Source organism: Streptomyces sp. NPDC079167 (genome assembly GCF_040686735.1).
In the GTDB taxonomy this organism is placed as follows: domain Bacteria; phylum Actinomycetota; class Actinomycetes; order Streptomycetales; family Streptomycetaceae; genus Streptomyces.
Genome location: NZ_JBFBLO010000014.1, coordinates 17,409 through 29,176, shown reverse-complemented (window position 1 = coordinate 29,176; position 11,768 = coordinate 17,409). Strand labels below are relative to the sequence as shown.

Here is an 11,768-nt window from a genome sequence, read left to right as displayed (position 1 = left end):
GGTGCATCCCCATGTCAGCCGAAGAAGTCCGCGCCCTCATGTCCGCCCCCGGCAACGACCGCCTCACCTGGAACACCCCGCTCTCCGAGGAACACGCCGCCCAGCTGATCTCAGCGTGCGCCCCCGCTCCCGGCTCCCGCATCGCCGATTTCGGCAGCGGCTGGGGTGAGCTGCTGATGCGCCTGGTCGAGGCGGCTCCCGGCTCCACGGGAGACGGCGTCGAGACCGACCCGGAAGCCGTGATCCGGGGACGCCGCCTGGCGCAGGAGCGAGATCTCACCGACCGGGTGCGGTTCCACGAGGTCCCGGCAGCCGAACACCTGGCGACCGGCTACGACCTCGCCGTCTCCATCGGTTCCTCGCACGCCTGGCCGGGAGGTACCGCGGAGGCGCTGAAGGCCCTGCGGGCCGCCGTACGCCCCGGCGGCCGGGTGCTGTTCGGCGACGGGTTCTGGGAGCGTGAGCCCTCGCCCGCCGCGCTGGAGGGACTCGGCGCGGAACCGGACGACTTCGGCACGCTCCTGGAGCTGATCCGGCAGGCCGAGGCCGCCGGACTCAGGCCGCTCCAGGTGACCGCCGCCGACCGGCGCGAGTGGGACCTCTTCGAGTCCGCCGCCAACATCGGGCGCGGCGAGCGCTGGGCGCTGGCCAACCCCGGCCACCCCCTGCACGCCGCGGTGACCGAGGCCGTCGACGCCCGCCGCACCGGCTACTACGGGGGATACCGGGGGACACTGGGCCTCGCCTACCTCGTGCTCGGCGCCTGACAATCGCACATCCGTACAGCGAGCGCCCCCGAGCCGCCCCGATGCGGGACGGAGCGGCCCCGTACGGCACAATTCGCAGAAATCAGAGGCGAGTTGGTTGGACCGGGGCGGGAAAGGGCGGCGTTCTCCGTGGCGTTGGACGAGGCGAGGGCGAAAAGCACGCACGGCGGTGGCTGTACGTGCGGCGACTGCCCGCACGGGGCACGCGAAGGGCACCGGCGGGCCGTGGCGGCCTTCCTCGCCAAGCGGGACGAACTCGCCGCCGGCCAGGGCCTGCCAGGAGGTGTCGCCCAGTCGGTGTCCGCGTCCCGGCAGTGGGTGTCGGACGAGCTGACCGAGTCGGCCCGCACCGTCGCCGACCGCAGCCGGGAGGCAGGTGACGCCTGGCTCCACGCCCTCTGGCGGCGCACCCTGACCGTGGTCTGGGGCGGCGTCGCCCTGCTGGTCGTCGGCGAGGCGGTCACCGCCATCGGCGCCGGCTGGTCCACCGCACGCACCGCGGGCCTGCTCGCCGCACTCGTCACCGCCGGCCTGCTGACGGGGGCCGCCCGCGTCCACCGGGCCCGCGGCGGCCTCCTCGCCCCGCTGATCGGCGAGGACAACCGGCTCTCCACCTCACGCACGGTCGCCGCCTCCTGGGTGCTGCTCGCCGTCTTCGCCGTCCTCGTCCTCGCGCTCCAGCTGGCCGGGGCGTCGGCCCACGCCGACCGGGACACCCTGATCGAGGGCCTGGACCTGGTCCGCTCGGCCGGCGTGCTGTCCGTGCTCGCGCTGGTGTGCGCCGTCGCCGTCGTCGTACGCCGGGTGGTGACCGTACGCGTCCTGGGGCAGCGGCTGCAGAAGCTGCGGGCCGACCGGCCCCGGGCCGCCGATCTGCTGACCGACGACTCCGGACGCGGCAGCTTCACCGATGTGCAGTACGTCCTGGTCAGCACGGTCGCCGTGCTGTTCGCCGCGGTCCGCCTGGCCCGCCGCCCCGAGCAGCTGCCGGATCTGCCGTGGGGTCTGGCGGTCCTGGTGGCCGTCTCGGCGGCGACGTACTTCGCGGGGAAGTACGCGGAGGGCGGCCGGCCCGTCATCCTGTCGGTCGTCCGGGCCAGGGAGGCCGGGGACCTGGACGCCCCGATCCGTACCGGCGACGACATCGAGATCCGGGGCGCCGGTTTCGTGCCGCCGGGCGCCGGAAGCCCCGACCGGCTGGCGCGGGTGGTAGTCAGGATCGGCCGGGTCCACGTGCACGTACCGCTGATCCCGGTCACCGGAGGCTTCGCCAACCCGGCGGACACCGTGCTCATCGTGCCGGTACCCGTCGAGGTCGAACCGGGCGAGGTGGAGGTGCAGGTCGTCACGGCCGCGGGTGTCGAGACCAACGCGTGCCGCATCGATGTGACGGACTGAACCGCACACCTGGTGAGCCGCCCCGAACCGGCGTACGTATGGTCTGTCGGAAGGCCAACGGAAAGCGGGGCAGTGATGCGCGGGTACAGGGGCGGTTCCTACGGGCTCGACGAGCCGAGAAGTCTCCGGGACCGGGCGGGGCAGTACGCGCTCCTTCCCCTGCGGATCTTTCTCGGCGTCACCTTCGTCTACGCGGGGCTCGACAAGCTCACCGACAGCGCGTTCCTGTCCGCGAGCGGCACCGGTTCCCTCGGCGAGATGATGAACGCCGTACGCGACAGCGCGGCGATCCCGGGCCTCGTCGACCTGGCCCTGAAGAGCCCCGAAGGCTTCGGCTACGCCATCGCGATCGGTGAGCTCCTCGTCGGCCTCGGCACCCTGGCCGGCCTGTGGGCCCGGATCGCGGCGCTCGGCGGGGCGCTGATCTCGCTGAGCCTGTGGCTGACCGTGAGCTGGCAGAGCACGCCGTACTACTACGGCAACGACCTGGTCTACCTCATGGCCTGGCTGCCACTGCTGCTGGCCGGAGCGCCCTACTGGTCGGTGGACGCCCTGCGAGGAGGCCGACGCCGCGTGCGCGTCTGAGGGCGTGGCAGGGCACTCAGGTCGGACCCGGCGCCGACGCGTCCGCCGATGCCTTCCGTGCCCCGCGCCGTCGCCGCAGGCGGTAGTTGACCCAGGTCACCGTGGCGGCCAGCCACAGGCCGCCGAGGAACACGGGGGCGAAGAACGTCCACGGGGCGTTCCAGGCGCCCGTCGCGTCCGCCGCGTAGCCTGCCGCCAGGGTCAGCATGACGAGGCCGGCCACCGCGCGGCCCGGCCGGATCTCATGACGCAGCACGGGTGACCTCCAGTTGTCCGATGCCGACTCCCATGCCCAGTTCGACGGTGCCGGCGGGCTTGCTGTTCGCTGCGGGGGCGATGGTCTGCAGGGTGCGCCGGTCGGGGGCGATGTCCACGTCCTTGCGCCGGTCGGACGGGAACTGGATGTCGCCGAGGCCCGCCTCGGCGTCCACCTTCACCGTCACCCCCGCCGGTACGACGACGAGCGCGCGGCCCGCGCCGACCTCGATCCGGGTGCGCAGGGTCTCGCCCTCCGGTACGGCGACCCCGGAGAGGTCGAGCTTCGCGACACCGGTGCCCAGCTTGTACTGCGGCTGGACCGTCGCCACCGTGTCGGGACGCCACTCCTTGCGGACCCAGTCGGTGCCGATGTCGTCCGGGACGACCGAGGCTCCCGCCAGCAGCCCGGCCGTGATCATGGCCAGCAGCACCGTGCCGAAGCCGGTCCTGCCGAGGACGGAGGCGACGAGCAGACCGAGGCCGAAGACCCCGAGTGCGGCGGCGAGACCGATCTGCAGGCTTGGCCCCAGCGGATGGGTCTCCCAGCTCAGGCCCGTGCCGAGCCCGCCCGCGACCAGGGCGAGCAGAAAGATGAGGCCGCCGATCGACCTCGGGCCCCGGGTGCCCTGCGGGCGGTGGGGTGCGCGGTACGGGTCGGCCGGTGTCGGCATGCTCCTGCCGAGCTCCGCCGCCTCCGGCACCGCGCTCTCGGGGCCCCAGAGGTAGCCGGTCCCCGCCGGGCCGGTCGTGCCGTCCTTGACGATCGGGTCCCGCCACCAGGACGGACTGCCCGGTGTGGGCGGCGCCTTCACCTCGGGCGGCGCCCCGTGGCCGGCGGTGTGCGCAGTGGACCCCGGGGTGTGCGCCGCCGTGCCCGGACGGTCCTCCGGCGGGGCCGTCCGGCGGTGCTGGCTCCAGACCGAGAAGCCGATCACGGTCAGCGAAAGCATCGCGGCGAAGGCGAGCATCCCGCCGTTGTGCAGCATCGACAGCAGCAGGCCGCAGCCCGCCAGGGCCAGCACCAGCGCGACCAGTGAGGCGCCTTCGACCCGGCCCGACAGCAGCCTGCGCGCCTCGTTCTCGTCCTCGCCCTCCACCGGGAGCAGCAGCCACGCGAAGCCGTAGAAGATCAGTCCGATGCCGCCCGTCGCGGCGAGGACACCGAGCACGATCCGGAAGATCACCGGGTCCACGTCGCAGTACCGGCCTAGCCCGCCGCACACCCCGGCCACGACTTTCTGCCGCGGGCTGCGCTCCAGCCGCGGTGCCGGCTCGGGGGGCGGTGTGACGCCGGGGGAGGCGTCCTGGGGAACGGTCATGGATCCATGGTGACGGCCCGTACGCCCTTGTGGGAGCCTCGACGACCCTGGCCGATCCCTGATATTGCGTCCCGGGGGCCCCATCCGCACGGCAGCCGGGGCCTCAGGGTCGAGTCCGGGCAGACCCTGATGCCACGGCCCGCCGGAACGTGTGACGATCGGTACATGCCAGCAGCCACGACCCGAGCCCCGAGCTCCCACGCCCCGGACCCGGAGGAGCCGGCGCCGCGCAAGCTCTACCGCAGCGCCGACGGGCGGATGCTCGGCGGTGTCGCGCGCGGGCTCGCCGGACATCTGGGGCTGCCCGTCGCCTGGGTGCGGTTCGTCTTCCTCGGGCTGTTCTTCGCGGACGGCCTCGGCGCGCTGCTCTACGCCGTGTTCTGGATCGTCGTACCGCTCGGGGTCGGCGGGGGCGGCGGGATCGGCGGCGTGGAGCGGTCCCTCTTCGAGACCGCTCCGGACGGCCGGCGCAGACTCCGCAAGCCCGACACGGGCCAGGTGTTCGCCCTCGTCGCGCTGCTCGTCGGTGCCATGATCTTCGTCGGCAATGTCGACATGGGCAGTGAGGCGGACCGTTACGTCTGGCCCGCGCTGCTGATAGGCGCGGGTTCGGTCCTGGTGTGGCGCCAGGCCGACAACGCGCGCCGGGCCCGCTGGATGGAGGTCGGCCGCCGCCGCCGTGTGCTGCAACTGGCCCGGGGACTGGCCGGCGTCGCGCTCGTCGGACTCGGTCTCGCCGCCTTCATGGTGGTGCGGGGCTCGGCGGCCCAGCTCGGCACCGCGCTGACCGCCGCCATCGCCGTGCTCACCGGGATCGCGCTGCTCGCGGGCCCCTATCTCGTACGCATGACCCAGGACCTCTCCGAGGAGCGCCTGATGCGCATCCGGGCCCAGGAGCGTGCCGAGGTCGCCGCCCATGTCCACGACTCGGTCCTGCACACGCTCACGCTGATCCAGCGCAACGCGGACGACGGCGGCGAGGTCCGCAGACTCGCCCGCGCCCAGGAGCGCGAGCTTCGCAACTGGCTGTACAACCCGGAGGGCACCGGCAAGGAGGAGGACGAGGAACCGACGGGCCTCGCCGAGGCGGTCAAGCGGGCCGCCGCCGAGGTCGAGGACAAGCACGGGGTGCCGCTGGAGGTCGTCGTCGTCGGTGACTGCCCGCTCGACGAGAAGCTGGTGGCGCAGATGCAGGCCGCACGCGAGGCCATGGTCAACGCCGCCAAGTACGGTGGCGAGGGCGGCGCCGTCCAGGTCTTCGCGGAGGTCGAGGGCCGCACGGTCTTCGTCTCCGTACGGGACCGGGGGCCGGGATTCGACCTGGACGCCGTCCCGGGCGACAGGATGGGCGTACGAGAATCAATCATCGGCCGGATGCAGCGCAACGGCGGCACCGCGCGGCTGCGTTCGGTGCCCGGCGGGGGCACGGAAGTCGAGCTGGAGATGGAGAGGGCGAGCGAATGACCGAGAACACCGAAGCGACCGGGGGCCCGGAGCGCCGGGTACGGGTCGTGCTCGTCGACGACCACCGGATGTTCCGCACCGGCGTCCAGGCCGAGATCGGCCGTACCGAGGAGACCGGGGTCGAGGTCGTAGGCGAGGCCGCGGACGTCGACCAGGCGGTCACCGTGATCACCGCCACCCGTCCCGAGGTCGTCCTCCTCGACGTCCACCTCCCGGGCGGCGGCGGTGTCGAGGTGCTGCGGCGTTGCGCCCCGATGATGGGCGCCGTCGAGAACCCGGTGCGCTTCCTCGCGCTGTCCGTCTCGGACGCCGCCGAGGACGTCATCGGCGTCATCCGTGGCGGCGCCCGCGGCTACGTCACCAAGACCATCACCGGCACCGACCTCGTCGACTCGGTCTTCCGGGTCCAGGAGGGCGACGCGGTGTTCTCACCGCGGCTGGCCGGCTTCGTCCTGGACGCGTTCGCCTCGACGGACGCGCCGCCGGTCGACGAGGACCTGGACCGGCTGACGCAGCGCGAGCGTGAGGTGCTGCGGCTGATCGCCCGGGGGTACGCGTACAAGGAGATCGCCAAGCAGCTGTTCATCTCGGTGAAGACGGTCGAGTCCCACGTCTCGGCCGTGCTGCGCAAGCTCCAGCTCTCCAACCGGCACGAGCTGACCCGGTGGGCCACCGCGCGACGGCTGGTCTGAGCCCGGCCGGTGCTCAGGCGGGATCGAGCGAGATGTTGAGTTTCTCGCCGGTCCTGCGGTAGCCGACGCCCGCGTAGATCCGCTCGACGTCGGGGCCGCCCGGCTCCAGCCACACGGTCCGGAAGCCGCGTTCGAAAGCGGTGCGGGTCAGCCAGGCGGAGAGCGCGGCGCCGACGCCCCGGCGGCGGAAGGCGTCGGCGACGGCCAGACCGGCCAGTTCGCCGATGCCGTCGGCCGGGGCCGAGCAGCCGCCCGCGCCGGCGGGCCGGCCGTCCACGGTGGCCAGTCCCGAGACACCACCGCTCTCCGTCGCCCGGCGCAGCCAGGCGATCTCGCCGTCGTCGGGGCCGCCCACGCCGCCGAAACCGGTGTGCTGGACGGCCGCCGCTGAGGTGAACTCCGCGTCGGTGACGGGCTCGGCGATGCGGAGGCCGTCCACCGGCTTCGGCGTGAGCAGGTCGCCGGCGGCGCACGCCATGACCGGCGCGCGGTTCTCGACGGTGAAACCGGCCGTCAGCAGGGCCGGTTCGACCGCGGGCGCCCATGCGGGCAGGAACTCCAGCCGGGGCAGCCGGTCGTGCTCCCGGAACGCGGTGACCAGGTCGGCGACGTCCTGCGCGGTGGGCTCGGCCCCCTGGTCGGGGATGGCGTAGTTGGCGTACTTCAGCTCCCAGCCCGGATTGTGGCGCACGGTGAACGGACCGACGCGGTAGTGGTCCGGGGAGCTGAGGGCGAGCGTGCGCGCGTAGTTCTGGATGGCGGTGTCCATGGGGACGGGAGCCTATGCGACCCGGGTCGCTCCGGCGAAGGGCATTTCGCTGATCGGCGCGATACGGACGGGGGCACCCGGGCGCGGGGCGTGGATCATCTGGCCGCCGCCGATGTAGAGCCCGACATGGGTGACCCCGGAGTAGAAGAACACCAGGTCTCCCGGGGCGAGTTCGGATCGGGACACGCGTCGGCCCGCGTCGATCTGGGTGTACGTCGTACGGGGCAGGGAGACTCCCGCCGCGCGCCAGGCGGCCTGCGTGAGACCGGAGCAGTCGAACGACGACGGTCCGGTGGCGCCCCAGACGTACGGCTTGCCGAGCGCCCCGTACGCGAAGTCGACGGCCTTGGCCGCGCGGGCGTTGGGCGCGGCCACGGAACCGCGCGGGGCACCCCGGTCGGCCCGGGTGGCGCTGCCGCCGTGCGCGGCGTCGGCCGAGCGCTCGTAGTCGGCGCGCTGCTCGGCGCTGAGGGTGGCCAGGAGTTTCCGGGCGTCGGCGAGCTTGGTGCGGACCGCGTCCTTGTGCTTCTTCAGGTCGGCGCGGCGTGAGGCGAGGACCTCCAGCTCGTCCTGTGCCCGGGCGTGCAGCTGGGCGATGTCGCTGACCTGCCTGCGTACGCCCTGGAGCGCACCGGCCTGGCGGTCGCCCACCCGGTCCTCGTAGGAGGCGCGCTCCAGGTACTCGTCCGGGTCGGAGGAGAGGGCCAGCCGGACGGCGGGGTCGATGCCGGCGCTGCGGTACTGAGCGGTGGCGAACGAGCCGAGGGCGTCGCGCGCGGCGTTGAGGCGCTCGGTCCTGCGGGCGGCCTCGTCCCGGAGGGCGTCGAGCGACTTCTCGGAGGCTGCCGCCTCCTCCTTCGCTCCGTTGTACTTCTCGGTGGCCACCTCGGCGTCGTGGTAGAGCCGGTCGACCTTGGCCTCGACCTGGGCCGGGGTGAGCTGGGGGTCGGCCTGGGCGGCGCCCTCCAGGGCGGTCGCGGTCGCGGCTCCGGCAAGGGCGAGGGTGGCTGCTGTGCGGGCAGCAGGCCCGGTGAACAGACGCTGCCTGGGCTTGCGGTGAGCGGCTTCTCGATGGGCGGCCACGGGGGTGGTGCGTCCTTCCGTTCGACTGCCCGGCGGTGGGTGCCGCGGGCCCGCCGGGGTCCGGCGGCGGGTCACCACAGGGGGGAGTGGCCCGTCGCCGGATTCCTGGCGGGGTGATCGGCGAGCCGCCCGGTACGGGGGGCGGTGGTACAGAACCGGTCACCTGGGAGGGACGCTAAACCCGGCACATGGGGAAGCGGTGTAATGACAGGTATTGCCCTCATATGCTGTTTCGTTTCCGTCGATCGACCGGAAAATTCAACCGGAGTCCGGCAATTCGCGCAGAGCCTGGGGGAGCTCATCAGTAAGTCGTACCTGGCCGAAGAATGGTGATATGGCCACGGTTAGGCTGCGGCCATGGACGTACTCATCAATGTCTTCGTGGCCCTGCACATCATCGGTATCGCCTCCCTGCTGGGCGGCTTCCTGACCCAGATGAAGGCCATGGGGGCAGGCACGGCGCGCTTCGTCCCGGCCATGCTGCACGGCGCGCTCACCATGCTCGTCACGGGTGTCGCCCTGGTCGGCCTCAACCAGGCCGACGACCACAGCGTGAACAACGTCAAGATCGGCATCAAGCTGCTGGTCCTGATCGTGGTCCTGGCGCTCGTCTATGTGAAGCGGGACGAGGAGAACGTCGGCAAGGGCGCGTTCGCCGCCGTCGGCGGGCTGACGGTCGCCAACATCTTCATCGCCACGCTCTGGACCTGACCGTCGCCGGGCGGGCGCGTGGCTGACCCCCGGGCCCGCCCGCCGGTGGCGCTGTAGGTTCTCGTCCCTAATTGTCCGTTGAGTCGTTGGTGACCTGGGCAGAATTGGTGCCTTCTCGGCGTTCTGTCCAGAGATTCTCATCATTCTGTCCGTTTCCTTGAGCGTTTCGGCCGCAGAGCACAGGTCACTGCCGCAGAGGGATGACGGGTGTCGTGAGGGCGGGCATGATGGTCGCCATGTTCAACACACGAAAGGCTCATGCCTCGTAGGCGCCCTTCGCAGGTCCGTCGTGACCTGCCACGACCCTTGCGGCAATGGGAACGTAGAGCCACGGTGCCTGGCTTGTCGTCCCGTGTACTAGCGGAGATCGCTCGCGTCGAGCGACGGCGCTTGTGGATCGGCGCTACCCACGAAGCTCTGGAGCATTGGCAGAAGATCTGTCGACGCTCTGGGTGTGGCGTTATGTATACGAGGGCGACGCAGTACGACAGCTGGTACGACCACGAAACAGGCGAGGACATTGGTCCGGAGCGGTGCCGTGGCGTCCTGGAAGTGCTCCTGCATGCCCTTTCTCCGAGAGCCGCTCGGGACCTGCGGGCGCTCATTGCGCCACTCGATGAGCGGTTCCTGAGACGAACCGTGAAAGATCCGTTTGCGCCGCCGGATGCGCCATGGTGGATGAGCCGATTCAAGCGCCCGTGATCCTTTTCGAGGCAGTCCGCGCTCTGGGGTGCTGGACCTCGTGGGCTGCCGCGCGGAGTCCCTCAGAGGTGAGGGCGTAGTAGGTGCGGCGGCGGCCGGGGCCGCGGGTGGCCGGGGCCCGGCCGCGCCATGCGTCCTCGCCGGCGGCCCTTGTACCAGCGAAATCCCGTACCGGCAGCCCGGACATCACCTCCGTGACCACCAGCCGATCCAGTGTTGTCTCCACGACGTCGGCGTCCGCCTGGTGATAACGAACCTCAACGGCGCCCGGCCGCAGATCCGCGGTGCAGACCGTACGACTCTCCATGACCACCGCCCGCTGCACGAAGCCAGAGGCGCACTGATCATGGCCCCGACGAAGGCTTCCCAGCGCGGCACGTCGGCCATGCGGTGGCACTACACGAAAAGCAGGTACAGAACGTGACACCGCCCGCGAATTTCCCATCACTATGTCCAACAGGACACGTGAAGACAGAACGATGGGAAAAGGCCAGGTCTAACGGGAACTACGGGTGCACCCCGCGGCCTAAGCGGGGCGCACGCTGCCGTAGATCGGCATGTAATAGATCGACTCCTCGCGGACGTTCGCACCCGGCTTCGGCGCGTGGATCATCATGCCGTCGCCCTTGTAGATGCCGACGTGGCTGATGTCGTCGTAGAAGAAGACCAGGTCGCCCGGGCGCAGATCCGCCGTGGCGACCCGGGTGCCGACCTCGACCTGGTCCCAGGTGGTGCGCGGCAGATCGACGCCGGCCTCCTTCCAGGCCGCCTGGGTGAGCCCGGAGCAGTCGTACGAGGACGGGCCCGTCGCCCCCCAGACGTACGGCTTGCCGATCTGGGCGCGTGCGAAGGCCAGGACCTGCTCCGCCTTCGAGGCGTAGCCGCTGTCGGAGCCCGTGCCGCCGGTCTCCGTGCCGGTGCCCGAGCCGGCCTCGTTCTTCGAGGACTCCTCCCCGGCGGCCTCCTCGGCCTTCTCCTTCGCGGCCTGCTGCCTGGCCAGCTCCTCGGCCTTGCGCTCGGCCTCGGCCTCCTTCTTGCGCTCCAGCTCCGCGAGCCGCGCCTTCTCCTCGGCGGTCAGCTCCGACAGCAGCGAGCGGGCCTCGGTGAGCTTCGTCTGCACCTGCTGCTTGCTGGTGCGCAGCGTCTCCTGCGACTCGGTGAGCGTCTCCAGGCTCTTCGTCGCCTCGACGCGCTTCGCCGCCGCCTCCTTCTGCTGCGTACGGAAGTCGGCGACCGCCTTCTGCTGCTGGCTGGTCATCCTGGCCATCAGCTGGTCCTGGTCGAAGTACGACTGAGGGTCGTCCGCGAGGAAGAACGTCGCCGTCGGCGCGATCGAGCCGCTGCGGTACTGCGCGGCGGCGTAGTTGCCCAGCTCACGGCGCGTCTCGTTGAGCTTGTCGGCCCGCTTCGCCGCGGCCTCCAGCAACTCGTCGACCTTGGAGCGCTGCTCTGCCGACGCACTCTTCGCCTTGTTGTACTGCTGCGTCGCGGTGCCGGCCTGCCGGTAGAGGGCGTCGACCTTCTTCTGCACTTCCTCGATGCTGGGCTGGGGCTCGGCGGGGGCGGCCGTGGCGCTCTGTGTGGAGAGCAGGGTGACGGAGGCGAGCGCCGCGGCCGTGAGACCGACGGCGGGGGTGGTGGTGCGCACCCGGGTGCGCGGCTTGCGATGCGATGCCAAGGCCGGCATCTCCTTCCTGGACCGCCTACCGGGTTAGCGATGGGGGTTCCCCTAGGCCGTTCAGGCTCTGGGGGAGGGTTCGGGCGGAACGGAAGGCTGCCCTACGGTCCGGTGGAGACGGACCGATTCACCCCGGTGATGCGTGTGGGTCCCCGGTTCCGGGCTCCCTTCGTGGGAGTACGGATTCGGCGGGGGCGCCCGTGCGGCGCGGTTCGCCTCAAGGGGGTACGGGGCACCCGCCGAGCACGCTAGCCAACCCGTGGTGTCCCTGTGAAGGTTGATGTTCGATATGCCCGATACATTTTCGTGACCTTCTCCGGGTCGTGTTCCGGAGGGCGGCGA

At 71.5% G+C, this 11,768-nt stretch carries 11 protein-coding genes; 6 read left to right on the top strand and 5 right to left on the bottom strand.

Going from position 1 to position 11,768, the window contains the following annotated elements:
• Window positions 1–11 precede the first annotated feature (11 nt).
• The 3 genes from AB0P41_RS26655 to AB0P41_RS26645 all read left to right on the top strand — a co-directional run bounded on the left by AB0P41_RS26655 (window position 12) and on the right by AB0P41_RS26645 (window position 2,750).
• Window positions 12–767 (top strand): class I SAM-dependent methyltransferase, encoded by a 756-nt coding sequence (locus AB0P41_RS26655; RefSeq protein WP_365934555.1) that lies wholly within the window; start codon window positions 12–14, stop codon window positions 765–767.
• A 129-nt stretch (window positions 768–896) separates the two neighbouring features.
• A complete protein-coding gene (locus AB0P41_RS26650; protein WP_356714247.1) occupies window positions 897–2,165 on the top strand; it encodes a hypothetical protein in 1,269 nt (422 codons plus the stop codon).
• A gap of 75 nt (window positions 2,166–2,240) precedes the next feature.
• Window positions 2,241–2,750: a DoxX family protein gene (locus tag AB0P41_RS26645; RefSeq protein ID WP_356714248.1), complete on the top strand. Its 510-nt coding sequence runs from the start codon at window positions 2,241–2,243 to the stop codon at window positions 2,748–2,750.
• 16 nt (window positions 2,751–2,766) lie between these two features.
• Here AB0P41_RS26645 and AB0P41_RS26640 read toward each other — a convergent pair whose 3' ends face one another.
• Together AB0P41_RS26640 and AB0P41_RS26635 are read right to left on the bottom strand one after the other, a co-directional pair.
• Window positions 2,767–3,006: a hypothetical protein gene (locus tag AB0P41_RS26640; RefSeq protein WP_356714249.1), complete on the bottom strand. Its 240-nt coding sequence runs from the start codon at window positions 3,004–3,006 to the stop codon at window positions 2,767–2,769.
• Window positions 2,993–4,327 carry a PspC domain-containing protein gene (locus tag AB0P41_RS26635; RefSeq protein ID WP_365934552.1) on the bottom strand — a complete coding sequence of 445 codons (1,335 nt, stop codon included), beginning with the start codon at window positions 4,325–4,327 and terminating at the stop codon, window positions 2,993–2,995. Before AB0P41_RS26635 ends, AB0P41_RS26640 begins: the two co-directional genes overlap by 14 nt.
• 165 nt (window positions 4,328–4,492) lie before the next feature.
• Here AB0P41_RS26635 and AB0P41_RS26630 point away from each other — a divergent pair, with 165 nt between their 5' ends.
• A complete protein-coding gene (locus AB0P41_RS26630) occupies window positions 4,493–5,791 on the top strand; it encodes a PspC domain-containing protein (protein WP_356714251.1) in 1,299 nt (432 codons plus the stop codon).
• Window positions 5,788–6,483 carry a response regulator transcription factor gene (locus tag AB0P41_RS26625; protein ID WP_099173788.1) on the top strand — a complete coding sequence of 232 codons (696 nt, stop codon included), beginning with the start codon at window positions 5,788–5,790 and terminating at the stop codon, window positions 6,481–6,483. The genes AB0P41_RS26630 and AB0P41_RS26625 overlap by 4 nt, the downstream gene beginning before the upstream one ends.
• Before the next feature lie 13 nt (window positions 6,484–6,496).
• On the opposite strand, the gene AB0P41_RS26620 is transcribed toward AB0P41_RS26625, so the two are convergent.
• Window positions 6,497–7,252, bottom strand: coding sequence for a GNAT family N-acetyltransferase (locus tag AB0P41_RS26620; RefSeq protein WP_365934550.1), 756 nt, complete (start codon window positions 7,250–7,252; stop codon window positions 6,497–6,499).
• 12 nt (window positions 7,253–7,264) lie between these two features.
• Window positions 7,265–8,335 carry an NlpC/P60 family protein gene (locus AB0P41_RS26615; RefSeq protein WP_365934548.1) on the bottom strand — a complete coding sequence of 357 codons (1,071 nt, stop codon included), beginning with the start codon at window positions 8,333–8,335 and terminating at the stop codon, window positions 7,265–7,267.
• 357 nt (window positions 8,336–8,692) lie between these two features.
• On the opposite strand from AB0P41_RS26615, the gene AB0P41_RS26610 reads away from it, so the two are divergent.
• Window positions 8,693–9,046: a hypothetical protein gene (locus tag AB0P41_RS26610; protein ID WP_356714254.1), complete on the top strand. Its 354-nt coding sequence runs from the start codon at window positions 8,693–8,695 to the stop codon at window positions 9,044–9,046.
• A 1,228-nt stretch (window positions 9,047–10,274) separates the two neighbouring features.
• On the opposite strand, the gene AB0P41_RS26605 is transcribed toward AB0P41_RS26610, so the two are convergent.
• Window positions 10,275–11,435, bottom strand: coding sequence for an NlpC/P60 family protein (locus AB0P41_RS26605; RefSeq protein WP_356714255.1), 1,161 nt, complete (start codon window positions 11,433–11,435; stop codon window positions 10,275–10,277).
• Between the last annotated feature and the right edge of the window lie 333 nt (window positions 11,436–11,768).

Bases quoted from the DNA above. Each gene is read 5' to 3' on its own strand.
- AB0P41_RS26655 (WP_365934555.1), top strand. From the start codon at position 12: ATGTCAGCCGAAGAAGTCCGCGCCCTCATGTCCGCCCCCGGCAACGAC.
- AB0P41_RS26645 (WP_356714248.1), top strand. From the start codon at position 2,241: ATGCGCGGGTACAGGGGCGGTTCCTACGGGCTCGACGAGCCGAGAAGT.
- AB0P41_RS26635 (WP_365934552.1), bottom strand. From the start codon at position 4,327: ATGACCGTTCCCCAGGACGCCTCCCCCGGCGTCACACCGCCCCCCGAG.
- AB0P41_RS26630 (WP_356714251.1), top strand. From the start codon at position 4,493: ATGCCAGCAGCCACGACCCGAGCCCCGAGCTCCCACGCCCCGGACCCG.
- AB0P41_RS26625 (WP_099173788.1), top strand. From the start codon at position 5,788: ATGACCGAGAACACCGAAGCGACCGGGGGCCCGGAGCGCCGGGTACGG.
- AB0P41_RS26620 (WP_365934550.1), bottom strand. From the start codon at position 7,252: ATGGACACCGCCATCCAGAACTACGCGCGCACGCTCGCCCTCAGCTCC.
- AB0P41_RS26610 (WP_356714254.1), top strand. From the start codon at position 8,693: ATGGACGTACTCATCAATGTCTTCGTGGCCCTGCACATCATCGGTATC.
- AB0P41_RS26605 (WP_356714255.1), bottom strand. From the start codon at position 11,435: ATGCCGGCCTTGGCATCGCATCGCAAGCCGCGCACCCGGGTGCGCACC.